Raw genomic sequence first — 24,180 nt, 5'->3', positions numbered from 1 at the left:
TTTAATCAATAGCAATAGGCTAACGAACCGAATCAAATACTTCTATAATAACTCAGTAATAAGCCTATAAAAAAAACCGTTAAAAGGTAATTCGAATTCCTTTTAACGGTTTTTCTTCTTCTATTTTTTTGCTGTGTACTGCTTAGTTCAACATCGTCATAACTAAATCGAATATACCTAAAAATTTAATTGAAGCTAGAATAATAACTCCCATAAGGATATAACGTACATATTTAGCACCCCAACTAACAGCAAATTTAGTCCCAAGCCAAGCGCCTAACATATTACCAAAACCTATAATAAATCCGATTTTATAATCGACCTGATCGTTATAAATAAAAACTGCTAATGCAAAAACAGTATATAAAAGGATAATAAATATTTTAATAGCGTTAGCCTTAACAAGATTAAATCCTGAACCAAGTACTAAACCCGCCAATAAGAAAAAGCCTACCCCTGCTTGAATAAATCCACCATAGAAACCTATGAAAAAGAAAATAATATATTGACTCAAACTAGGACGCTTACCTATCTTCCCCACTTGACCTTTCACCCAAGCATCTGGCTTATAAAGTACAATAAAAAATAAAACTATAAGGATTCCACCTATAGTCTTCTCCATAATTTCTTTATCGATATTAACGGCAAACATTGCCCCAAATATAGAACCAACAATGGCAGGTAATGCCAAAGACATCCCCTCTTTATAGTTAAAAACTTTCTGCTTTTTAAAACTTGCAACGCCAACAATATTCTGCATTAGAATAGCTATTCTTAAAGTTCCATTTGCCATAGGAGCAGGCATACCTAGAAACATCAAAAGCGCAAGAATTAGGATAGATCCACTACCAGCTAACATATTAATAAAACCAGCAAATAAACCGGCTAACACATATAAAATATACGAGTACCATTCCATAATTTATCCTAAAAAAATCAAAAAATATTAACAAAGTCTAAAAATAAAGGCCACCCTTTAGGCAGCCTTTAAAGTATATTAGTAATAAAAAATTACCAAGCGAACATTGGACGCTCAGTCATCAATTTATTTACACGAGTTTTAACTGACGCAATTACTTCTTCACTGTCGATATTAGATATAACCTCATCAATCATAGCAACGATAAGTGGCATTTCAGTTTCCTTAAGACCACGAGTTGTAATAGCAGGAGTTCCAACACGAATACCTGAAGTAGAGAAAGGAGAACGTGTATCAAAAGGAACCATGTTCTTGTTGATAGTGATATCAGCTTTCACCAAAGTATTCTCAACTTTTTTACCTGTAATTTCAGGGAATTTAGAACGTAGATCAACCAACATAGAGTGGTTATCAGTTCCACCAGAAACAACTTTATAACCAAGTTTAATGAACTCTTCAGCCATTACCTTAGCATTTTTCTGCATTTGTACAGCATAGTCTTTGTAGCTATCAGTTAAAGCTTCGCCAAAAGCAACAGCTTTAGCAGCAATAATGTGCTCCAAAGGACCACCTTGTTGTCCTGGAAATACAGCAAAATTCAATACTTGAGACATCATTTTGATAACACCTTTTGGCGTTTTTTGTCCCCAAGGGTTTTCAAAATCTTTACCCATCAAAATCAAACCACCACGTGGTCCACGAAGTGTTTTATGAGTTGTAGTTGTAACAATGTGAGCATAAGGAAGTGGATCACTCAAAAGACCTTTAGCAATAAGACCAGCTGGATGAGCAATATCAACCATTAATAAACAACCAACTTTATCAGCAATTTCACGCAATCTAACGAAATCCCAATCACGAGAGTAAGCAGAAGCACCTGCAACAATCATTTTAGGTTTGTGCTCTAAAGCTAAAGCTTCAACTTCATCGTAATCAACTAAACCAGTTTCCTCGTTTACATGATAAGGAATTGGATTGTAAAAATTACCAGAAAGATTTACAGGAGAACCATGAGAAAGGTGACCACCATGAGCCAAATCTAATCCCAAGAAAGTATCACCTGGTTTCAAACAAGCATAGAATACAGCTGCATTCGCTTGAGCACCTGAGTGAGGCTGAACGTTAGCATACTCTGCACCAAATAATTCACAAGCTCTATCAATTGCCAACTGTTCTGTTTTATCAACAATCTGACATCCACCATAGTAACGCTTACCAGGATATCCTTCAGCATACTTGTTTGTTAAACATGACCCCATAGCTTGCATTACCTGCTCACTTACGAAGTTCTCTGAAGCGATCAATTCGATTCCTTCTTTTTGACGATTGTATTCTTGTCCAATCAGGTCGAAAATAAGAGTATCTCTTTCCATTGTTGTTGTTTTATTTTGTTTATGTTATAATATATGTTTGTGCTATTTTATAATTCAAGCCCTAAAATCACAACTTAAATCAATTAGAATAAGGATAATTAAATTGAATACAACCTACTGAATTACAAGATATAATTGCCTATTAAAAAGATAGTCTATTTTCCCCATTCGATTTTCAAAAATAGACAATTAGACCTATTAAAAAAATAATTATGACCTTTTTTACAATACCTTTTAAATAATAGATTAAACTACTCAAAAGCTAAATTATTTACAGACTCAACAATGAAAAATATAATATTGTTATAAAAAATCAAAAAGGTGCATTTGTAACTTGAATTCAGAAATTCAAAAACTATCAAATTCGAGTAAATCAAGATACTCATCTATTTTATGTAATTAATTGTTCGCTTTTTTGTACTTTTAATATCAGTAAAAAATCAGATCATATTTTAATAAAGAATAAGACTAATAATAGCTTCAAATGGAAACTTTATCTGTACGTCCACAAGATCGGCCAACATTACTTACGGTATTATGTATTTTAACATTTATTGGAAGTGGCTTTAGTGTTTTGGCTAATCTTACGGCTCTAATCGCGGTCCCATTCCTCGATCTATTTCAACCATCAATGTTTAATGCGACTTTTAGTCAATTAGGGAATAATGCTGGTGATGAATTTATAAAACAAGCTTTAGACATGGTCCTATTGGTTATAGATAACTTTTTTGCCATAGTTTTCTCTAAATTTATTTTATATGCCTTAAGCCTAGCTGGTGCAATCATGATGTTTCAGATGAAGAAAATTGGGTTTTATCTTTACATAGTAGCTCAAGTTGGTTTTCTATTTATAGGACCAGTTTTTTTAGGTTGGAATATGTTTGTAGGCTCTGCGATATTTTTCTCAGCTTTTTTCTCCGTATTATTCATTGCATTATATGGCATCAACCTCAAAAACATGTCTTAATAACTAATAATCAAATATTAATCTATACTAACTCATTAATTTTAAACCTATGGAAGACATTACACAAGTTGTAACACCTAAAAAAAGGCCAACTTTTATTACAGTTCTATGTATTTTATCACTCATCGGTAGTGGTGGTTTTGGTCTACTGCAAACCCTTTACCAATATGCAACATTTGATGATACTTATCCTCAACAAGTTGAGCAAATTGAAATGGGCATAGAACAGATGGAGGATGCAGGAATGGACTCAGGCATCTTTTATGACATGGCTGTGAATGGTTTGATTACTCTCGAAAAAACGAAAGAGAATTTAACTCCTATGACAGCAACTAATGTTCTGTTTGCCTTATTTAGCTTGTTAGGTGTCTTTTTAATGTTCAAACTTAAAAAGAATGGCTTTTATTTATATACTGTAGCGAATCTATTCTGGATGCTTGTACCGCTATATTTCATAGGACCAGAAATTGGCATGATAATGCTTGGATTTATAGCTTTCACAACAATTCTCTTCATTATTCTCTATGCTGTCAACTTAAAGCATATGGAATAGTTTAGGTTACAAATAAAATAAAGAAAGAGACTGTCCATTGGGACAGTCTCTTTCTTTATGGTCTAAATTGCTTTTGTATCAACAAAACACATCCATATGAGTACATATATCAACAAGTATTCTTTACTTTTGTTCCAATTTTAAATTTATTATACCCTATTACCACAATCAATATGCAATATCTATCACAGAATCTAAAATATCTCCGTATTCGAAAACGCTTATCTCAAACAAAACTATCTTTCAAAACAGGAATTGGAGCCTCATCGATATCGGCTTACGAAAGAAAAAAATCAACACCAAAACTCGATACGATTTTAAAGTTAGCTGGTTTTTATAATAGAAATTTAGATGAATTAGTCTCAAATGATATTAGTGCACAGGATAGAGCAAAATTGCAAGATACTAAAGGCGATAAACTAAGAATTTTGCCTATTGTTGTAGATAACAAGAATGAAGAAATGATAACTCTAGTTCCTGTAAAAGCAGCAGCTGGCTATTTAAATGGTTATTCTGACACAGAATTCATAAGCGAATTACCAAACTTCAGAATGCCTTTCGCTGAATTAGCCGAGAATAAAAGTTATCGTGCTTTTCAAATTGAAGGGGAAAGTATGTTACCTATTCCTTCTAGTGCATACATTATTTGTGAATATGTGCAAGATTGGGAACTCATTCGCAATGGTTCATGCAATGTGCTTGTGAGCTCTGACGAAGGTATCGTATATAAAAGAATTCAGAAGGATATTGAGAATAACCAATTCGTCCTTCACTCAGATAATATAGAATATTCTAGTTTCGAAATTAGCTTAAATCAAGTGCTAGAGGTTTGGAAAGCTTTAGGCTATGTCTGTTTTGAATTACCTAACGCTCAAAACCAAGACTAAAATTATATTTTAAGCGTCTTAGTATTCTAAAATATAGATTACTTTCGCTCCGATTAAATTCGTTCAAAATAAAACAATCCAATCAAAATGGGGAATTCAGGCATATCAACAAATTTAAAGGGCGTTTTATTTGCCTGCCTAACGGCTTTTCTTTGGGGATTTTTGCCCATTTTTTTAAAAGTTGCTCTTAAATATATTGATCCCAATTCAATTGTTTGGTTTCGATTTACTTTTGCAGGAGGTATTCTCCTTATTTATTATTTATTTACGGATAGAAAACAACTTCAAATATTTAGACGACCTCCTGTCCTTCTGATAATTGCAGCATTAGCTTTGGGATTAAACTATATTGGATTCTTGCAAGGACTAAACTATACAAGTCCTAGTAATGCTCAAATTATCATTCAAACAGGTCCTATTTTACTAGCCTTAGTCGGATTTATCGTTTATAAAGAGAGTCTGAACTTAAAGCAAATAGGCGGTTTTATTATCGCTGCAATTGGACTAATGCTTTTCTATCAGAATCAATTAAAAGGTTTTATCGATGATCCTGAAGCTTTTAATACAGGTTTTATTTGGATTGAAATTGGAGCTGTAGCGTGGGTTCTTTATGCTGCTTTACAAAAAAAGCTAGTACAAAAACACCCAGCTCAAACACTTAATATGTTTCTATATTGTCTACCCGCTTTACTTTATACCCCAAGTGCTGATTTTACAGCCTTCACCAACTTGAGCTTTCCTGTATGGTTAATTGTTATATTCCTGGGCTTAAATACACTTATTGCATACGGATCTTTAGCCTTTGCCTTTAAATACACCGAAGCCTACAAAGTGAGTATCATAGTAACTTTAAATCCAATTATTACGCTTATAACTATGGCAATACTTTCGGGTTTTCAGGTAGATTGGATTAAAACTGAAACCTTAGACCCTATTTCAATGGTTGGAGCTGCTTGTGTAATTGGAGGTGCTATAATTGCTGTTTTCTTTGCTAAAAAAAACAAACTTACAAAAGCATAAATCCTTAAGAATCTATACTTGTATACTTTTCATCATTCGGATCGATGTGTAAAGTTGCCGAATAAGAATGTTCCTCTGCAATTTGATTTTCAATATAATCAACGATTTCATGAGCTTCTCGAATAGTCATTTCTGGAGGCAAACAAATATGAAAGGTGATTTCATTATGATCGCCATAGGAATGAACATGAAAGTGATGTGGGTATAAATCTTCAGGATAGCAACGTTTACAAGTTAGCTTCAATTTATCAACTATTTCTTCTGAAGGGCTTTCTCCAAGTAAAGTGTAAATTGAATCTTTAATAATATTATAAGCAGCTTGTCCAATTAAGAGAGCGACTATGAGTCCTAAAGCGCCATCGAGCCACCAGAAATACTTACCTAAAAAGATACCTACAAGAATAATTAAAGATGAAATAGCATCGCTCCTATGATGCCAAGCATCAGCTTTTAAAACTTTAGAATCGGACCTTTTAGCAGCCCAAAAAGCAAATTGAGCTAAGAGCTCTTTCAGAACCACAGAAGTAATCATGACATAAATCGCCAAGCTTCCAAACATAGAGCTTTCTCTATTTTTAAGCGCATCATACGATTTCAACATAAAATCGAAGGAAACTAAAAGAAGCATTATTCCTATGATAAAAGCAGCAATTAAATCGGCTCGCCCATGACCAAAAGGGTGATCTTTATCAGCAGGTTTCTTTGAAAATTTGGTTCCTAGCAATACAATAACCGAACTCAAACTATCCGACAGAGTATGCCAAGCATCGGCCATAATAGCAATAGAGCCACTAACAATACCTGCCCAATATTTAAGGCCAAACAATAGGATATTGGCTATGATTGAAAGAATACCTTCAACATAGGGTAAATTATTCTTATCCAGTTTTTTTGACAACTTATTCATATCCTACAAAATCTGATGTTGGTTTAGAAACAGGGTTCTTATTATGCTTCCAATCTCTTATCTATCGAATGTAAAGTAGAACTCGCAAGCTTTGTTCCTTCTTCTTTATCTATATAAAAATCAATTCGACCTAGAGCTATTCCTGCCCAGCCAACTTGATTGATAACAACTTCCTTTCCATCTAAATTACGAACACGAGTTGCAGTTTCCAAAAGTGTATGCGAATGTCCTCCTAAAATAACATCGATACCACTCGTTTCTTTAGCCAACTTGATATCACACATTCCTTCTGTTCGGCTTGAATAACCAATATGTGACAGACAAATTACAAGATCGCACTGCTCTTTTTCTTTAAGGATAGCAACCATTTTTTCTGCCATATAAATCGGGTCAATGTAGTCAACCCCTTCATAATTTTTACTTGAAACGAGGCCTTCCAACTCAACGCCTAAACCAAAAATACCAATCTTTATACCACCTTTATCAAAAGTTTTATAAGGCAAAATTTTTCCATCAAGCACAGTACCCGTAAAATCATAATTCGAATTGATGAATGGAAAATTCATATGTCCCATTTGAGAAGAGATACCAACTAGTCCATTATCGAATTCATGATTACCAATCGTTCCGGCATCATAGCCCATTTGCGACATTAATTTTAATTCGGCTTCTCCTTTAAAGAAATTAAAATAAGGTGTGCCTTGATAAATATCACCACAGTCGAGCAATAAAAGATTCTCCTCCTCACCTCTAATTTTTTTAACCAGTGCATTTATTCGAGCAAAACCACCCAAACCAGGATATTTAGGATCTGATTTTGGGAACGGATCTATATGTGAATGTATATCATTCGTATGTAATAAGGTAATCTTAGTTAGCTTATTTTTAGCAGCTTTCGATGGCAAAGCGTATCCGCCCAATCCAAGAAATAAGCCACCCATTCCTAGTTTCTTAAAAAAATCTCTTCTACTTTTCATAGTAAATCCTCCCATCTAATTCGGCCTTAATACCTACTCCTGATTTATATAGAAATTTGGCATGATTAATTATAGCTTCACGAAGTTTCATGTGCATATGACGAAAATTCTCTCTCTTATCAAAAGAACTCATCCCGTCGCCGCCATTTACAAGGTAATCAATGCTAATAATATGGTACACCTTATTTAAATCTAGTTTTTTGCCACCAATTTTCACATCAACAGCTTCGTCTCCTTTAATTCCTATCTTAATTCCACCAACTCCTTCACCATGTCTGGCTACAAGATATTTCAAAACATTTTTAAGATCGGAACCTTTCATTCCTACAATCACAAGTTTATTTTCAAATGGTAAAAGTTCAAATAGTTTTCCAGTAGTAATGTTCCCTTTGGGAAGACTAGTTCTTAAGCCACCATTATTAATAATAGATATATCAACACCGTGATCAAGTTTATTATCTAAACAATATTTATTACCAATAGATAACATCGCATCAGCTACATAGTTACTTAATAATGATTCAGGTTTCCCACTCATCATCGCTTCATCTGTCACAGAAACAAGTTCATTCATTTGAGTATCAAGACCTACTTTATACTTATTAATAATATTAGTAAAAGCCGTATCCTTAAGAGCTTGTTGATCTAGACTTGAATCGACACTAAAAATTGAATCATTGACTCCAGTTTGCTGATTAGGTTGAGTGCTACAGGCAATTACTAATAAGAAGTAAGTTGCCAATAATAACCTATTTAGGTGTTTTTGCATCCTTTTTTAAAATAAAATACTTAAATATCTTTATATGGAGAACAAAAGTAGAAAAATCATTCTGAATGAAAGCATAAACAATATAATTCCTTTGCTAGAAATCAAAAGTTAGCTGAATAATTTCGTTAGGTTTTATTTGATTAGATATGCCTATTCCTAACAAACGAACACTGTCAACCAATTCGAGCTGAGAAAGTAAACTGCTTGATAATTCTAATATCTCATCATAGTCAACAATCTCATGAAAAACCGTTTTCGAGCGAGTAATTTGCTCAAAATTACTATACTTAATTTTCAAACTTATGGTACGACCTTTGAATTTAGCCTTTTGTAAACGTCTATGTAAATCTAAAGTCAATTCTTCGAGTCGTTTTTTTAACGCTTCCTTAGTTCTTATATCGTCTAAAAAAGTATTTTCTGTACTCACCGATTTTCTTATCCTGTTTGGATTGACCTCTCTCTGATCAATACCTCGAGCAATGTTATAATAGTAAACTCCATTTTTTCCAAATAATCGCGTTAATTCCAATAAAGATCGTTTCTTCAAATCTTTCCCATGGAAAATCCCGATTTTATGCATTTTGTCAGCTGTTACTTTCCCAACGCCAAAAAATTTCTCGATACTCAACTTTTCAATAAAGGATTCAACCATTTTTGGTTTTACAACAAACAAACCATCAGGCTTTTGATAATCAGATGCAATTTTTGCCAAAAATTTATTTACCGAAATGCCTGCAGAGGCAGTCAAGCCCGTTTCTTCTTTTATTTGCTTCCTTATTTCCTCAGCAATTGCTGTGGCCGATGATAAGCCTTTCTTATTGTGGGTCACATCTAAAAAAGCTTCATCAATTGATAAGGGTTCTACCAAATCGGTATATTCATGAAAGATTGCCATTATTTGATTCGAAATCTCCTTGTATCTAGCATGACGAGGCGTTACAAAAATAAGATGTGGGCAACGCTTTATAGCAGACTTGGATGGCATAGCAGATCGCACACCAAATTTGCGTGCCTCGTAGCTAGCAGCTGCAACAACACCTCTATCTCCTCCACCACCAACAGCTATTGCTTTTCCTTTCAACTCTGGTTGATCTTTTTGTTCAACCGAAGCAAAAAAAGCATCCATGTCAATATGAATTATCTTTCTGATTACCTCTTCACTCATAATGGCTACAAGATCTGAATTAATCGTACTAATTTCAATATTATTGCTTCAATTTCTTAATTTTGCAGCACTATAAAAAAAAAGACTTATTTCATTCAATTTTAATAAGTTTACTTACATTCTCCATTTCAATCAATTAAAGTCAATTTAGTGTCGCAGATAAAAGATTTTACTACCGGAAATATATTTTCACAAATACTCAAGCTTGCTATTCCTATTATAGCTACTTCATTTGTGCAAATGGCGTATAATATGACTGATATGGCTTGGCTTGGTCGTGTGGGTAGCGAAACTGTTAGTGCTGTAGGTATAGCACTTTACATCGTTTGGTTAGGTTCATCTCTCATGTTTATTCCAAAAATTGGTGCTGAGGTTTTTATCTCACAATCTATTGGACGAAAAAACATGGATGACGCCAAAGCGTATACTCGTAATGCTTTCAGTTTATCATTTCTTATTGCCATTGGTTTTGGGTTCCTAGTTTGGTTATTAACTGGACCAATTGTAGATCTTTTTCAGATTGAAAGTGACTTTGTAAACGAAACAGCCTTTGTTTATCTAAGAATCGTAGCCATAGGAATGCCGTTTACCTATTCCAACATTACATTATCGGGAATTTATAACGGAACGGGGAATTCAAAAGTTCCTTTCTATGTTAACGCTGTAGGTTTAATCTTAAATATGATTCTAGATCCAATTCTAATTTTTGGATGGGGAAGCATTCCTGCAATGGGTGCTGAAGGTGCAGGAATAGCAACCGTCGCATCGCAAATTTTAGTTTTCGGACTATTTATGTTGCTCCTAAAGGGTAAAAATAATCCTCTCAACACAAAAAAGTATTTAGGCAAATTTCAAAAGCAATTTTTAAAACCAATCATTAAAATTGGCGGTCCCGTTGCTCTTCAATCGGCTGGTTTTGCAGCACTCGCAATGATACTTGCACGAGTTATGAATAATATTGCCCACGGAAATAACATTCCTTTTTCAGTACAATCAATAGGTGCGCAAGTTGAAGCACTTTCGTGGATGACAGCCTTAGGCTTTTCATCTGCACTTGGCACATTTACGGGTCAAAATTATGGTGCCAAACGCTGGGATCGAATTCAAAAAGGATTCTTTATCACACTGGGTATTGCATCTACTTTAGGCCTATTAAGTACAGCCTTATTTTACTTTTTTGGTGCTGAAGTTTTTAGTTTATTCATAAAACAAAGTGAGCCTGAGGTTCTAAAAATGGGCGTTGTTTATCTAATGATTTTAAGCTTTTCGCAGGTTTTTATGAGTATTGAGATTACAGCAACAGGAGCATTTAACGGCGTTGGTAAAGCTATGCCTCCTACAATAATTGGAATCATTGGAAACGTACTTCGAATACCATTTGCTTTTATTTTAGCCTTTAATTTTGTTGACATACTACCCCTTTTCTCAAAATACATCAGTCAAGATTTAGTACCAGTTACGGGCGTTTGGTGGGGAATGACCATCACAAGTATTCTAAAAGGTATTTTTCTTTTCTTTGGATTCATAATTCTATTGGTTCGTCATCCAGAAAACGATCAAGAACTACCTTTTCAAAAGAAATGGATCAAACTCTTGCCAAGTAGAATAAGACAACAAACTGTTATTGCACCGCTAGATCAAGAGACGAATAAAGACTTTTAAAGTAAATTTAAAAATAAGAAACAATACCATCAATAAATTTTATCATGCTGAAAAGAGAGATTAAATTAACTGAAGATGGTTCTCATACCATATTTATTCCCGAGTTAAACGAACATTATCATTCAACTCATGGAGCCATACAAGAAGCTATTCATATCTATATAAATGCTGGTTTAAAATTTGTGGATAAGAACCCTATTCACATTCTCGAAATTGGTTTTGGAACAGGTCTTAACACCTACTTAAGTCTTGTGGAAGCTGAAAATACGAATAGATCTATTGTATATCACAGTTTAGAGCGTTATCCTGTAGAAGAAGAAGAATTAAAAGTTCTCAATTATCCTGACTTAATCGAATTTGAGAAACGCGATTTATTTAAGAAACTACACAAAATAGAATGGAATAAAACGTGTGAAATCTCTAATAATTTTAGCCTAAAAAAAATAAGTGGCGACCTAAAAGAGATAGAATTTGAAGATAAATACGATCTAATATTTTTCGATGCCTTTGCTCCTGACATTCAACCTGAATTGTGGACAAAAACAATTTTTAAAAAGTTATATAACTGCGCAGATACCAATGCCATATTAATGACTTATTGCTCTAAAGGAATTGTAAAACGAGCATTACGAGCATCAGGCTTCGATGTTAAAAGACTAGCAGGTCCTCCTGGTAAACATCATATTTTAAGAGCGACCAAAATTGATGATTTTGATTTTAGTTATCAAAATTAAAAAAGCTTAAAAAACAAGTTCATTTCTCTCATTCTTGGAGAAAACTATTAACTTAGGCCTTTGTTTTTTTGAGTTGACATAATTCATTGAGAAACAACAAAGTAAGTAAATATTGATATTTTTAAAAATCTACAATAAACATTTTAACTGCAAGTGATTTATTATCTGCAATTTGCAATGCGTATTGTTATTTTTAAGAAAAATAATTTTGAATAGATGAAATATACAGAAGAACAAGATAAGGTAAGCTACTGCCTTGGTTTAAGCATTGCAAGTAATTTAATTACTTCAGGTGTAAAGACATTAAGCACTGAACCATTTGTTGAAGCTCTTGAGGCTGCATTTAATGGCAAAATGCCTGAGTTATCACCAGAAGAAGCTAATGCTATTTTGCAGGAGTTTTTTGGTAAATTGCAAGAAGAGCAAGCTGGACAAGCTATAGGTGAAGGAAAAACTTTCCTAGAAGAGAATAAAAAAGCAGAAGGCGTTATTGAACTAGAAAGTGGTCTTCAGTACCAAGTTATTACTGAAGGAAAAGGCGACAAACCAAAGGCTACCGATAATGTTAAATGTCATTACCACGGAACTTTGATTAACGGAACTGTTTTTGATAGTTCAATAGATCGTGGCGAACCAACTACATTCCCTGTAAATGGTGTAATTCCAGGATGGGTTGAAGCTCTTCAATTGATGCCTCTTGGTTCTAAATGGAAATTATTTGTTCCTTCGAACCTTGCCTATGGTGCTCAAGGTGCTGGTAACCTAATTGGACCACACACAACTCTTATTTTTGAAGTAGAGTTATTAGAAATCGTATAATTTTTTTTCACAGATAAACTAAACATTAAAAACATGAAATTAAAAGCATTAACACTAGTTTTAGGACTAGGTGTATTCGCATTTAGCTCTTGCGACAAGAAAGTAGACACAAACATGGCTTTAAACACAACTGTTGACTCTATTAGCTATAGTATAGGTACTAGTTTTGGTGGTAACTTGTTACAAAATAACCTAGACAACATTAATCAAGATGCCCTTTTAGCTGGTTTAAACGCTGCTTTAGCTAAGGAAGATTTAAGAATCGAGCCTCGTGCTGGTTCTGAAATAATTAACAAATACATTAAAGCGGCTAAAGAAAAAGCAGCTGAAGCTAATATCGCTGCTGGAAAGAAATTTCTTGAAGACAACAAAGGAAAAGAAGGTGTTGTAACAACAGAAAGTGGACTTCAATACAAAGTTCTAACTGCAGGAACAGGTGAAATTCCAACAAAAGATCAAAAAGTTAAAGTTAATTACCGCGGAACAACTATCGATGGTGTAGAGTTTGATTCTTCATACAAACGTAACGAGCCTGCTACATTCCTAGCTTCTCGTGTAATTAAAGGATGGACTGAAGCTTTACAATTAATGCCTGTAGGTTCTAAGTGGGAGCTTTATATTCCTTCTGAATTAGCTTATGGACCTCGTGGAGCAGGTGCTAACATTGGACCAAATTCAACTTTGATTTTCGAAGTAGAACTTCTTGAAATTGTTAAAGAAGAAGCTACTGCTAAAAAATAATTTTGAAAATCTGACAAATAAATTCAAGACCTTTTATTTACAGATTTCTATAATACATTCCCTTTCCGATATATATTGGAAAGGGATTTTTTGTTTTTGCGAGTACAATTCTTTTCTTAGCTTTGTATACTGATTGAAATTAATGAGTTTAATTTAAAACTGAGATTTACCAAGATGGTAATTATCTACAAATAAGACATTTACTGATTAAGCTAAATCGAAGTCAGAAACTAGATATAATCTACAATTTCGATTCTTTTTCGTGAAGGAAAGGCATTTAGAAAGAAAATGAGTACTTTCAATCTCCGATTTAATAAATAGAAATAAATAAAAATTAAAGATATGTTACAAGCAGAAATTCACACAGCCAAAGGTCTAATGAAAGTTGAATTCTTTCAAGAAGACGCACCGACCACCGTTCAAAACTTTGTTGATCTTTCAGAAAAAGGATTTTACGATGGATTAACTTTTCACCGTGTTATTCCTAACTTTGTTATTCAAGGAGGATGTCCTGATGGTACTGGAGCAGGTGGACCTGGTTATACTATAAAATGTGAACTAACAGGAGGAAACCAATTTCACGATAGAGGTGTTCTTTCTATGGCTCACGCTGGAAGAAATACTGGAGGATCTCAATTTTTCATCTGCCATAGTCGCGAAAACACAGCTCACTTAGATCGTCAACACACTTGTTTCGGTAAAGTATTCGAAGGTCTTGAAGTCATCGATCAAATTAAAGCTGGTGATGTTATTGAGAAAATCGTAATCATCAGAGACTAATTCTCAACAAGAATTTTACAATAACCAAACAATAGTAAGTCCTAATAAACAAAAGATATTATTATGAATTTTGAAATTAACGGTAAGGTTATCCTTAAAGATGACACTCAACAAATAAGCGATCGTTTTAAGAAAAGAGAATTTGTTATTGAAGTTGAAAATGAAAGAAATTCTGATTGGAATGACTTCATTAAATTTCAATTGACTCAAGATCGTTGCGATTTATTAGAGACTGTTTCTGTTAACGAAGAAATTAAAGTTTCTTTCAATATTAAAGGTAGAAAATGGGAAAAAGATGGGAAAGTAAATTACTTCTCAAATCTTGAAGCTTGGAGAATTGAAAAAATGCAAGCTGCCAAAGCTGCTGAAATGCCAGAATTCAATGCTAATGAAATGCCTCCAGCTCCAGAAGAAGACGATCTTCCTTTCTAGAACTGAAAAACACATAAGAAAATGCTGTCGAATTATCGACAGCATTTTTTTTGGCTTTAAAAACAAGCTTTTATGACTGATGCAACATCTTTTTAGCAAAACCATCAAATACAACTAAAGAGATTCCTGCTACTATAATTATATATACAATTCGAGGTAAACTGAACATGCGATCAACCACGCTTAGTAATACATCATGGATAGGTTGAATTAGAATAGAATTTAACTGCTTGACAAAAGGATTTTCCCAAGACGCAACAAGACTGTGAACATCGGTTCCCAAAAGGATAAGAACAGCTAAAAAAACAATTCCAATTATAATAAGTAAATTTTTAATTGGCATTTTCTTTTTTACGCTCACCGAATTAGTCAACCAATCTTGCATCACATCATCCATCACATTTTTTGTGAAATCGTTCGATGGCTGCTCAAGTTCAACGTCGCTCAATAGCTGTTTAATAAATTTGTCTTTATATATATCATCTTTTTGCATGAGTTCTAAATTTAATCAATTAGAAAAAGCAATTATATTATGGTTATCTACTAATATCACTACTAAAGAATCGTTTTTAACTCCTTTTGTAAAAACTGCTCTAAAATACCGTATAACTTTTTACGTGACCGATGTAATTTAACCTTAACATTGGCAACACTTAAACCTGTAATATCACTCAGCTCACTAACAGAATTCTCTTCCAAATAAAAAAGATTAATTATCGTCTTTTCATCAGCATTCATTTTATTAAGCGCTCTATTTATATAGAGTTTCTGCTCCTTATTCGTTAGAGATTGAAGTGCCGATTGTGTCGATTTAATACTCACCGATGCATTATAATTATCATCAATTGAAACCTGATCTAATTTTTTTTTACGCATCTTAGAAATAGATGCATTGTATATAATTCGATAGAGCCAAGTTGAAAATTTCGATTCTCCCTTATAACTATCCAATGCTTGATATGCCTTTAAGAATGCGTCTTGTGTAATTTCTTCGGCATCCTCTCTATTGCCAATTATCTGCATAGCGATATTAAAAGCCATTTTTTTATGACGATCAACCAAGTAGACATATGCACCAACATCGCCATTCTTAATTTTTTGTATATAATAGCTATCCTTGTTCGATTTCATGTTCTAACGTTTAGAAACTAGACTTACAAACCTATAGAGCGAGATTTAAATTACTTCAATTCTCCCCACAATATAATAAACGACATAAAGTCATTGAATGTTGCATCTGTTTCGAACTACTAATAATTAGACGCATCAAACTAGCATTGGTTACAGATTAATAGATAAAACATTCAACTAAAACACAAGATAATGATTTACAGACAAATAAATACTTAACACAAAAAACTTGGTTTTATCTGTAACCCAATCTTAATTCATGGCGTCATAAAGTTGAAAGCAAAAAACATGAAAGGTTTAGTACAGGAAAAGTGCTTTAAAAATTTAAATTAAAACTTAACATTATGAATATGGATATCACAGCAATCGTAGCAATCATCTGTTCAATTGGATTTATTCCTTTAATCATTTTTCTTGTTCACCGTCATCGTGAGAGAAAAGCACTTATTGAAAAAGGTCTAAGTGCCGGATTATTAAATAGCGCTAAAATAGGCCGAACTCAAGAAAGTTTAAAATATGGAATTCTATTAGTTGGCTTAGCCGTTGGAATTCTAATTGGGAATATTCTAACAGAATATACTCGTATGGGAGAAGAAGTGTCGTACTTTTCTATGATATTCTTATTTGGAGGATTAGGCTTACTAGCCTTTTATAGTCTTGCCAAAAAGGATAAGGAATAAAGCTTCAAAATAGTTAGTTTGGTTTAAAACTATAAAAAATGCATTCATCTTGATGAATGCATTTTTTTTATATGGTTTGTCTCGTCCTGATATAGTGTTACACAAAACGTATTGCTATGACAGATATATTTAAGAGCAAGTATGTTAAACGAACGCAAAAGGACTATTCTATGTCTTTTAAGCTTCGTGTAGTTGAAGAAGTTGAGCGTGGAGATTTAGGAATAAAAGCCGCCGCACGTAAATATGGGATTCAATCCCATAGCACTGTAAGTAATTGGTTACGAAAATATGGTAACTTTGATTGGTATAATCAAAAACCTCATTCTATGTCGAAATCCGCAGAACAGAAGATTCTCGAATTGGAGCAAAAAGTAATTCTTTTAGAAAAACAAAAGAATTACTGGGAGTTCCAGGCTGAGAGATCTAATAAGAAGGTCATATTATTCGATATGATGATTGATGTGGCAGAAAAAGAGCTCAATATTCCAATCAGAAAAAAATCATTACCCGAGTAATCAATCAATTTAAAGCAGAACAAAATGAAACGATAGTTTCTACCTGTAGATTACTCGGGGTTGATAGACAGGTTTATTATAGAGCCAATCGATCTAAATTAAAGAGTCAAACTCAAGCCCAAAAGGTTCTCGATTTGGTAGTTCCTCTCCGTGAACTGATGCCACGCATTGGAACCAAGAAACTATATCATATATTGAACGAACCATTAAAGGAACTCAAACTTGGACGTGACAAGCTACATATGATCCTTAAAGCTAACAATTTACTGATTAAACCGAAGAAGAGTTATCATGTAACAACTAACTCTCATCATAGATTTAAGAAACATAAAAATCTGATTGAAAATCTTGTTCCAACAAGGCCAGAGCAAGTATGGGTTACAGATATAACATATATTGGGAATAGACCTAATCATAGTTATTTAGCTTTGGTTACAGATGCCTATTCGAAGAAAATAGTTGGTTATGATCTTTCTGATAGCTTACATGCATCTGGTGCTATAGGAGCTTTAAAGATGGCAGTTAAGCAACGAATGTATCAAACAGAGCCATTGATACATCACTCTGATAGAGGTGTTCAGTATTGTTGTACTGACTACCAAAAACTTTTAAAGAGGAAGAATTTAAATTGCAGTATGACAGAATCATATGATCCATATGCTAATGCAGTAGCAGAGAGAGTAAATGGGATATTAAAAAGTGAGTTTGAATTGGAGCGATTTACTGTTAATATAGACGTGATGAAGAAGATTATTAAACAAAGTATCGATATATATAATACTTTTAGACCTCATTATTCTTGCTATATGAATACTCCAGAATATATGCATAAACAAAGAAAAGTGAAAATTCGAACTTATAAAAACAACCAATATCATCAAGACTAGTCTTGATGATATTGGTTGAGAAAATTAAATTTTACTAAATAAATCTGTGACACTTATTTAGGACGAGACAGTTTAATTAAAACTATTCTCCAATAGTAAACTTGATCATTCTTTCGCAAGCTCTTTGGCAAACAGGACAAAACTCATCTGTATTATTGCTTTTCATCTTACAATCTTGAACAGGCGAATAAATCCCCTTACTCATATATCCACCACCTTCAAAAAGGCCAACTTTCCCTTCATATTTCTTGGTTCTAGGAGTGGGTGTTACGACTCCATCTTCAATCATCGATTTCCACTTGCTATCAAAATCAACAAGTGTAGTAATGTTGGGCTCCCAAGGTTCTACTTTCAAGTTGTAAAAATCTTCAACCGATACATCTGAGGTGTAATATTCATCAGCCAAGCCAGCAAATCCATGACCAAACTCATGACTTGCAACTTCCTTAGATAGCTTATGATCTGATGCACAAGAAGTATAATAATTATAAATACCTGCCCCACCATACTTATCAGTATTTATCAAAACATAAATTTGATCGTAAGGCACATTCGCAGCAATATCATACATACTTTTTAAATCAGAAGTCGTTAAGTATCGCTCCGAATCAAATGTATAAAAGTTCGAATTTAAAACAGTATTCTTATAAATATGCTTTCCAGGAATATCAGGTCCCGATTCTTCAGATACCGACTCCAATGCATAAATATTAAAACGATCAGCATAGGTTTTAAAGGGTTCAACATTCAATATATAGCCAGCAATTCGTTTAACATCTGCTCTAAATTTACCCATTTCTTCTTGAGTATATCCTTCGGCCACAAAGGCAATATCAACACTTTTATTTACATCTCCAGTTCCCAATAGCTTAGAATGCTTTACTTTCATCACAGTTTCTTCTTGTATGAAATAATTTGTAGGATCTATTTCATATTCGAAAAGCTTCACAAACTCACCATCTCTATTTCTATACTCAACAAAAAATTGTGCCGTATTTTTAGGAAACGGCATCACGTTTACCTGATAATATGATCTATTCAGAGTCTTAGCTTCTGGAGTTGCCTGCCATTCTTGAAACAATGAGCTAAATCCTCGAGAATAAATCAAAGTACCCGATGCTTTATCAATTAACTTAAATCGGAAATTACCATAATTAAAGGTATCAACCATATTCACAGTTGTTCCTCCCCAATAAGGTTCTTTCTTTATATTCTGAAAAAATACACTTTGACTTTTTGCATTTCCTCCAAGCAAATAATCAACCCGCAAGGTCTTGTGCTCAAAATAAGTATCAAAATCTACTGAGGCAAAACTCAGTTTGGTCGCTAGCAATAACAATATTAAAATTGATGTAATAGATTTCATGTTCATTATTTATTTAAGGTTAACACAAAGATATAAGAATCATTAAACCAAATAAATAATCTTTCCCATCTCATCAAATAAATTTCAAAAGAACTTACATTTTGGAAGTATTTATAAACATGTTTCGTTTTGATAAGCCGATTCAATACATTTGTCATTACTTTAAATAAAAGTCGTCAAATTATTACCAAAGACAAACAGATTATAATTATTAAGCATGAAAGAACTATTTGGAGCTCATTTAAAAGATTGGTTAATCAATCAAGGTCTTGCTGAAAATTTTGCAATCATTCTACAATCAGCCATCGCTGTTGTGGTCGTATTACTCCTAGCTTGGATTTCCGATATTATTTCTAAAAAAGTTTTAATTACAATTATCACAAAACTCGTAAGAAAAACCAAGACACATTGGGATGATATCCTTTTAGAGAGAAAAGTTTTTAATAAAATATCGCATTTTGCTCCTGCAATTATTATAAATATTAGTGCCGGAATGATTTCTCATGAACCAACTGGAGATTTCATACAGAATATCACTCATATCTACATGATTATTCTGGTCGTGATGCTCATTGACTCTTTTTTTAGTGCAGCAAATGATATTTACAACACACTTCCTGTAAGTAAAACACGTCCCATAAAAGGCTATATCCAAATTGTAAAGATCTTCTTCTATGCAATGGGGGGCATCTCCATCATTGCAATCTTCATAAGTGAATCTCCATTAAAAATATTAACTACAATGGGGGCTTTTGCTGCCGTCCTCCTCTTGATATTTAAGGATACCATTTTAGGATTCGTAGCATCTATCCAGCTCTCTGCAAACAAAATGGTTAACATTGGAGATTGGATTAGTATGCCTTCGAAGAATGCAGATGGAACCGTTATCGACATCAGTCTAAACACGGTAAAGGTTCAAAATTGGGATAAAACGATTAGTACAATACCTACTTATTCTCTTGTTTCAGAGTCTTTCAACAATTGGAAAGGCATGGAAGATTCTGGCGGACGAAGAATTAAACGTCACTTAAATATAGATGTCAAATCAATTCACTTTTTAAGTGATGAAGAAATTGAGATGGCTGAGAAAGTGAACCTTATTTCAAATTATATCGCAGAAAAAAAGGCCGAAATTAATAAAGCAAATTCTGAAAATGAAATTCCAGTTAACCAAAAACGTTTAACTAATATTGGAACATTTAGAAAATATATTGAAGCTTATCTTGAAAGTAATCCAAACATAAACAAGGATATGACTTTCTTGGTCAGACAACTACAGGCTTCGGAAAAAGGTCTTCCTATTGAGATTTATGTTTTTTCTAAAGATCAAGAATGGGCTCATTACGAAGCAATACAAGCAGACATATTCGATCATATATTAGCCATTGTTCCAGAATTTAACCTCAAGGTTTTTCAAAACCCTACAGGTGATGATTTTAATAAACTTATTCAATAAAATATAACGATACGGAATTGTTAAGTACAATTATTTTCTTAATTTTGATTCGAACATAAAAAATATATTTTGATGAAAAAAATTTTATTCGTTGTTGCATTAATTTGCAGCATGGCTACATTCTCAAATGTAGAAGCATCTAACTACCAGGTTAATGATGCAAAGATTGATGTATTGTTTCAAAACGCTTCATCAACTATCATGATGAATTTAGCTGATATGTCTTCAGACATGATGACACCTGCAGCTACTTTTAATTCAAGCGTTAAATCTAAAAGTCTTGCTGCTGCACTTGTTTTAGATTTCTTTTTAGGTGGACTTGGAATTCATCGTTTTTACTTAGGAACTAAAGTAATGACAGGGATTGGATATATCCTAACTTGCGGTGGATTTTTTGGAATAATGCCACTTGTTGATTTTGTAGTTCTTGCTGTAAATGGTACTGCAAACATGGATCAATTCGTAGACAATCCTAAATTTTTCATGTGGTAATCCCACAAAAGTTAAATAAAAATTGCTGTTATAAACCAATATTCATTTGTGGTTCATAACAGCAATTTTATTTTTAATTATCAAATAATACAATATGTTGTTTATTAGATTCTCATTACTCCTTTTCATCTTACTTCCAACGCTTACTTTTTCTCAAAAGAGTTCGAATTATATTAGTTATAGTATGGATAATCAGTCGTATAAAAAAGGTTTATCAACGAAAGCTCACGCCGATTTTTTCTACGATAGAGAACAAGGAATTTTAGTATCATCGTACAGTTCGCCTAACAAATTCATAAAAATAAGCAATCGAAAAGGAGAGTTAAAACTCTATATTCCTAAAACTAATACAGTTACTTACACACAAGATATTACCTTATCAAGCGAAAATGAGTTGATTTATTACTTTGCGAATAACAAGCAACAAGATTTAGGCCTAGAACGAGAAGGCTTTACTATGGTAGATTCTCGTTTAGATGATCAGTATTTGATATTTGTTTGGGAAGCGCCACAGGCAATGAAAACAATCAAAAAGATTGAAATTGTTTATGACGGTGATTACCCAATCTACGCAGCCTATTTTAATCTTAATGGAGATATTCTTAAGAAAATTTACTACTATGATTATTTTGCAACCACATATTTCAAAATGCCGACTAAGGTGACTGAAATTATTTTTACTTCAGAAAGAGATTCGACTGTTCAACGAAGCGTATTTTCAAATATCAATGTTGCAGATACACCAACTTCATCCTATTTTAACTTTAAAATTCCTGACAATGCAAAAGTTAGCAAATTTGGCTTGTAAACTTATTCTCATACTTATTATTGTCTGGTCTTCAAATTGCATATTAAATGCCCAAAATAAAACTAATATTCAACTGATTCTAAAAACTAAGACTAACACTTTAGATAAGCATAAACATCATCGAGATTACATTTACAAAAATGAAAAAAGTTGGTTGAAAAAATACAACCCAATCAGTTTAGGATTTGGATCACTTCTCTATCTCTATCAAAACGTCATATCACAACAATTTTCGGCTGACTGCCTCTACTATCCAACCTGTTCCGATTTTAGTAAGGATGCCATTCGAGAATATGGCCTAATCAAAGGCATATTTCTTAGCTCTGACAGAATATGTAGATGTAATAGAATAGCTGCTACCAGTATCAACTACTTTAAAATCGATCAAAAAAACCATCATGCCCACGATAGTGTGAGTTACTATAAAATCAAACCTACAATAAAGTTCGAATCAAAGTGAAAAAAACATTCGTATTAATTATTTTCTGCATATTATCGATAAGTCTATCCGCTCAGTATTCTACCAGACAACGATTTGAATTTATTCACCATTTAGTCAAATCCGATGATTTCAAAGAGGCCCTAATTGAGTTAAATGATTTAGAGGGTAAAACCAATAGCGACAGTTTACACTATCTAAAAGGATGGAGCTTATACTCTCTTAAACAATTAACTAATTCTGCCTATAATTTAAAAAGGGTCAGCAAAAACTCGAACTTCTACAATAAAAGTCATTTTTTTGCAGCATACAATTATACTCACACCCGAAACTATAAAGAAGCTAAAAAAATTCTAAGTGATATTGAAACAAATGCAAGGTTCAAACAGTTGAAGAATTTTGAATCATCGGGTATTGCACTTCTAGAACGTAATTTTGATATTTATGAAAATACACATTTAAATTTAAGTTCAGAAGCAATTCTCCCTGCCTTACAAACCGAAGTTGAGAATCTGAACAAGTTGTATTCTTCAATTAAAAATAGAAAGCAAAAAAAAATGTGGTTAGCAGGACTAATGTCTGCCGCTATACCAGGATCGGGTAAAATATATGCAGGTAAAACTGGCGAAGGTATAGCATCGTTTCTTATGGTTGCCTCAACAGGCGTAGTAACATTGGAGAACCATAGAAAACTAGGAATAAGAAATTTTAAAACAATTCTATTTGGATCGATATTCACTATATTTTATGTGGGTAATATATACGGCTCAGTATTTTCAGTAAAAATATCAAACGAAGAGTTTAATCATGAAATGGATCAAAAGATATTATTTAATCTACATATTCCTTTGCGGAACATTTTCAATTAGTCAAGCTAAAAATAATCAGATTTTAATAAAGGCAGATAGTTTATTCTCAATGGAAGAATACCAATCGGCTGCCATTGAGTATGAGCGTTTTTTGTATTTTTCTGATACAGAACAATCCAACCTTAATTGCCTGTATAAGAAAGCCCTATGTTATAAACAACTAAATGAATTCGCAAAGGCATGCAAAACACTTGAGCGTATTAATCTCTTTCGAGAAAATATTGATAATTACATTGATATTAAAAGAGAATTAAGCCTGTGCTATTACTTGGACAACAAGCTACAAAAAGCTCAAATGCAAATAACACAACTTAAACATAAAGCTAAAACACTTCCTAAAGAGACCCAGCTGATTGAAATTTTTATTTTAAATGAAATGAAAAGATGGGATACAGCTCATGAAAAGGCTAGGCAATATGCTAACCAATATCTAAAAGAAGAACCCTATAAGAATTTTGCTCTTAAAAAAATTGATTCGTTATATTCAAAGAAGAATTTACCAAATCTAAAATCAGTAGAAAAAGCCGAAAATCTATCTCGTTTTATACCCGGTGCAGGTCAAATATATTGCGGCAAAATTACTGAAGGATCTTTTACTTTTCTATTTAATGGAGCCTTTTTAGCACTAGGGATTCAACAAATATTCACCAAATTTTATTTCACAGGCTATATGGCTGGCTTCGGAGTTCTTCATAAAACCTATACGGGTAATATGGCTAGAACGAAACAGCTTGCAAATAAGACCAATAAGGTTAGACATACCAGTTTTAATGAAGCTATAATCAAGTATATGCTGAATTTATAGTAAGAATATTTGTATTATTGTTTTTAA

Annotated in this window: 28 protein-coding genes; 19 read left to right on the top strand and 9 right to left on the bottom strand. The window is 33.1% G+C overall.

Features of this window, described 5'->3' with window-relative positions:
- Positions 1 to 142: 142 nt before the first annotated feature.
- Together EMN46_RS09185 and glyA are read right to left on the bottom strand one after the other, a co-directional pair.
- Positions 143 to 919, bottom strand: coding sequence for a sulfite exporter TauE/SafE family protein (locus tag EMN46_RS09185; protein WP_154200510.1), 777 nt, complete (start codon positions 917 to 919; stop codon positions 143 to 145).
- Positions 920 to 1,011: 92 nt separating this feature from the next.
- Positions 1,012 to 2,292, bottom strand: a complete 1,281-nt coding sequence (gene glyA / locus EMN46_RS09180; RefSeq protein ID WP_154200509.1) for a serine hydroxymethyltransferase — start codon at positions 2,290 to 2,292, stop codon at positions 1,012 to 1,014.
- 484 nt (positions 2,293 to 2,776) lie between these two features.
- Here glyA and EMN46_RS09175 point away from each other — a divergent pair, with 484 nt between their 5' ends.
- From EMN46_RS09175 to EMN46_RS09160, 4 genes are all read left to right on the top strand, one after another.
- Positions 2,777 to 3,259: a hypothetical protein gene (locus EMN46_RS09175; RefSeq protein WP_154200508.1), complete on the top strand. Its 483-nt coding sequence runs from the start codon at positions 2,777 to 2,779 to the stop codon at positions 3,257 to 3,259.
- A gap of 49 nt (positions 3,260 to 3,308) precedes the next feature.
- Positions 3,309 to 3,812, top strand: coding sequence for a hypothetical protein (locus EMN46_RS09170; protein WP_154200507.1), 504 nt, complete (start codon positions 3,309 to 3,311; stop codon positions 3,810 to 3,812).
- Positions 3,813 to 3,985: 173 nt separating this feature from the next.
- Complete coding sequence (locus EMN46_RS09165; protein ID WP_154200506.1) at positions 3,986 to 4,699, top strand: LexA family transcriptional regulator; 714 nt, start codon at positions 3,986 to 3,988, stop codon at positions 4,697 to 4,699.
- Between the two features lie 87 nt (positions 4,700 to 4,786).
- On the top strand, positions 4,787 to 5,719 hold the full coding sequence (locus EMN46_RS09160; protein WP_154200505.1) for a DMT family transporter: 933 nt from the start codon (positions 4,787 to 4,789) through the stop codon (positions 5,717 to 5,719).
- 4 nt (positions 5,720 to 5,723) lie between these two features.
- Here the strand turns inward: EMN46_RS09160 and EMN46_RS09155 are convergent, their stop codons facing one another.
- The 4 genes from EMN46_RS09155 to dinB all read right to left on the bottom strand — a co-directional run bounded on the left by EMN46_RS09155 (position 5,724) and on the right by dinB (position 9,537).
- The gene (locus tag EMN46_RS09155; RefSeq protein ID WP_229130322.1) at positions 5,724 to 6,626 is read right to left on the bottom strand and encodes a cation diffusion facilitator family transporter; all 903 of its coding nucleotides are present in this window, start codon (positions 6,624 to 6,626) and stop codon (positions 5,724 to 5,726) included.
- A gap of 41 nt (positions 6,627 to 6,667) precedes the next feature.
- Positions 6,668 to 7,603: a bifunctional UDP-sugar hydrolase/5'-nucleotidase gene (locus EMN46_RS09150; protein WP_154200504.1), complete on the bottom strand. Its 936-nt coding sequence runs from the start codon at positions 7,601 to 7,603 to the stop codon at positions 6,668 to 6,670.
- Complete coding sequence (locus tag EMN46_RS09145; protein ID WP_154200503.1) at positions 7,593 to 8,372, bottom strand: 5'-nucleotidase C-terminal domain-containing protein; 780 nt, start codon at positions 8,370 to 8,372, stop codon at positions 7,593 to 7,595. The genes EMN46_RS09150 and EMN46_RS09145 overlap by 11 nt, the downstream gene beginning before the upstream one ends.
- Before the next feature lie 94 nt (positions 8,373 to 8,466).
- Positions 8,467 to 9,537, bottom strand: coding sequence for a DNA polymerase IV (gene dinB / locus EMN46_RS09140; RefSeq protein WP_154200502.1), 1,071 nt, complete (start codon positions 9,535 to 9,537; stop codon positions 8,467 to 8,469).
- Between the two features lie 150 nt (positions 9,538 to 9,687).
- On the opposite strand from dinB, the gene EMN46_RS09135 reads away from it, so the two are divergent.
- The 6 genes from EMN46_RS09135 (at position 9,688) to EMN46_RS09110 (ending at position 14,705) form a co-directional block, all read left to right on the top strand.
- Positions 9,688 to 11,199, top strand: coding sequence for an MATE family efflux transporter (locus tag EMN46_RS09135; RefSeq protein ID WP_154200501.1), 1,512 nt, complete (start codon positions 9,688 to 9,690; stop codon positions 11,197 to 11,199).
- Positions 11,200 to 11,243: 44 nt separating this feature from the next.
- Positions 11,244 to 11,933 (top strand): tRNA (5-methylaminomethyl-2-thiouridine)(34)-methyltransferase MnmD, encoded by a 690-nt coding sequence (gene mnmD / locus EMN46_RS09130; protein ID WP_154200500.1) that lies wholly within the window; start codon positions 11,244 to 11,246, stop codon positions 11,931 to 11,933.
- 216 nt (positions 11,934 to 12,149) lie between these two features.
- Positions 12,150 to 12,752: an FKBP-type peptidyl-prolyl cis-trans isomerase gene (locus EMN46_RS09125; RefSeq protein WP_154200499.1), complete on the top strand. Its 603-nt coding sequence runs from the start codon at positions 12,150 to 12,152 to the stop codon at positions 12,750 to 12,752.
- A 33-nt stretch (positions 12,753 to 12,785) separates the two neighbouring features.
- Positions 12,786 to 13,493 carry an FKBP-type peptidyl-prolyl cis-trans isomerase gene (locus EMN46_RS09120; RefSeq protein WP_154200498.1) on the top strand — a complete coding sequence of 236 codons (708 nt, stop codon included), beginning with the start codon at positions 12,786 to 12,788 and terminating at the stop codon, positions 13,491 to 13,493.
- 342 nt (positions 13,494 to 13,835) lie between these two features.
- The gene (locus EMN46_RS09115; protein ID WP_154200497.1) at positions 13,836 to 14,273 is read left to right on the top strand and encodes a peptidylprolyl isomerase; all 438 of its coding nucleotides are present in this window, start codon (positions 13,836 to 13,838) and stop codon (positions 14,271 to 14,273) included.
- A gap of 63 nt (positions 14,274 to 14,336) precedes the next feature.
- Positions 14,337 to 14,705 carry a DUF3127 domain-containing protein gene (locus tag EMN46_RS09110; protein WP_154200496.1) on the top strand — a complete coding sequence of 123 codons (369 nt, stop codon included), beginning with the start codon at positions 14,337 to 14,339 and terminating at the stop codon, positions 14,703 to 14,705.
- Positions 14,706 to 14,775: 70 nt separating this feature from the next.
- Here EMN46_RS09110 and EMN46_RS09105 read toward each other — a convergent pair whose 3' ends face one another.
- Positions 14,776 to 15,198 (bottom strand): hypothetical protein, encoded by a 423-nt coding sequence (locus EMN46_RS09105; protein WP_154200495.1) that lies wholly within the window; start codon positions 15,196 to 15,198, stop codon positions 14,776 to 14,778.
- A gap of 62 nt (positions 15,199 to 15,260) precedes the next feature.
- A complete protein-coding gene (locus EMN46_RS09100) occupies positions 15,261 to 15,836 on the bottom strand; it encodes an RNA polymerase sigma factor (protein WP_154200494.1) in 576 nt (191 codons plus the stop codon).
- 344 nt (positions 15,837 to 16,180) lie between these two features.
- On the opposite strand from EMN46_RS09100, the gene EMN46_RS09095 reads away from it, so the two are divergent.
- From EMN46_RS09095 to EMN46_RS09090, 3 genes are all read left to right on the top strand, one after another.
- A complete protein-coding gene (locus tag EMN46_RS09095; RefSeq protein WP_154200493.1) occupies positions 16,181 to 16,516 on the top strand; it encodes a DUF6249 domain-containing protein in 336 nt (111 codons plus the stop codon).
- A 116-nt stretch (positions 16,517 to 16,632) separates the two neighbouring features.
- Positions 16,633 to 17,031 carry a helix-turn-helix domain-containing protein gene (locus EMN46_RS19945; RefSeq protein ID WP_229130321.1) on the top strand — a complete coding sequence of 133 codons (399 nt, stop codon included), beginning with the start codon at positions 16,633 to 16,635 and terminating at the stop codon, positions 17,029 to 17,031.
- Positions 17,016 to 17,918: an IS3 family transposase gene (locus EMN46_RS09090; RefSeq protein WP_368667514.1), complete on the top strand. Its 903-nt coding sequence runs from the start codon at positions 17,016 to 17,018 to the stop codon at positions 17,916 to 17,918. The genes EMN46_RS19945 and EMN46_RS09090 overlap by 16 nt, the downstream gene beginning before the upstream one ends.
- A gap of 82 nt (positions 17,919 to 18,000) precedes the next feature.
- Here the strand turns inward: EMN46_RS09090 and EMN46_RS09085 are convergent, their stop codons facing one another.
- On the bottom strand, positions 18,001 to 19,284 hold the full coding sequence (locus EMN46_RS09085) for a M64 family metallopeptidase (protein WP_154200492.1): 1,284 nt from the start codon (positions 19,282 to 19,284) through the stop codon (positions 18,001 to 18,003).
- A gap of 217 nt (positions 19,285 to 19,501) precedes the next feature.
- On the opposite strand from EMN46_RS09085, the gene EMN46_RS09080 reads away from it, so the two are divergent.
- From EMN46_RS09080 to EMN46_RS09055, 6 genes are all read left to right on the top strand, one after another.
- Positions 19,502 to 20,740 carry a mechanosensitive ion channel family protein gene (locus EMN46_RS09080; RefSeq protein WP_154200491.1) on the top strand — a complete coding sequence of 413 codons (1,239 nt, stop codon included), beginning with the start codon at positions 19,502 to 19,504 and terminating at the stop codon, positions 20,738 to 20,740.
- A gap of 72 nt (positions 20,741 to 20,812) precedes the next feature.
- A complete protein-coding gene (locus EMN46_RS09075) occupies positions 20,813 to 21,232 on the top strand; it encodes a TM2 domain-containing protein (protein ID WP_154200490.1) in 420 nt (139 codons plus the stop codon).
- 94 nt (positions 21,233 to 21,326) lie between these two features.
- Complete coding sequence (locus tag EMN46_RS09070) at positions 21,327 to 22,040, top strand: hypothetical protein (protein ID WP_154200489.1); 714 nt, start codon at positions 21,327 to 21,329, stop codon at positions 22,038 to 22,040.
- Complete coding sequence (gene yidD / locus EMN46_RS09065) at positions 22,012 to 22,500, top strand: membrane protein insertion efficiency factor YidD (protein ID WP_154200488.1); 489 nt, start codon at positions 22,012 to 22,014, stop codon at positions 22,498 to 22,500. The genes EMN46_RS09070 and yidD overlap by 29 nt, the downstream gene beginning before the upstream one ends.
- Positions 22,497 to 23,348 (top strand): tol-pal system YbgF family protein, encoded by an 852-nt coding sequence (locus tag EMN46_RS09060; RefSeq protein WP_154200487.1) that lies wholly within the window; start codon positions 22,497 to 22,499, stop codon positions 23,346 to 23,348. Before yidD ends, EMN46_RS09060 begins: the two co-directional genes overlap by 4 nt.
- Positions 23,287 to 24,153: a hypothetical protein gene (locus tag EMN46_RS09055; RefSeq protein WP_154200486.1), complete on the top strand. Its 867-nt coding sequence runs from the start codon at positions 23,287 to 23,289 to the stop codon at positions 24,151 to 24,153. The genes EMN46_RS09060 and EMN46_RS09055 overlap by 62 nt, the downstream gene beginning before the upstream one ends.
- Positions 24,154 to 24,180 lie beyond the last annotated feature (27 nt).

Origin of the sequence: Ancylomarina sp. 16SWW S1-10-2, assembly GCF_009669305.1 — a bacterium.
Classification (GTDB): domain Bacteria; phylum Bacteroidota; class Bacteroidia; order Bacteroidales; family Marinifilaceae; genus Ancylomarina.
Note: the sequence above shows the minus strand (reverse complement) of the source record. Positions and strands in the feature narration are given on the sequence as shown.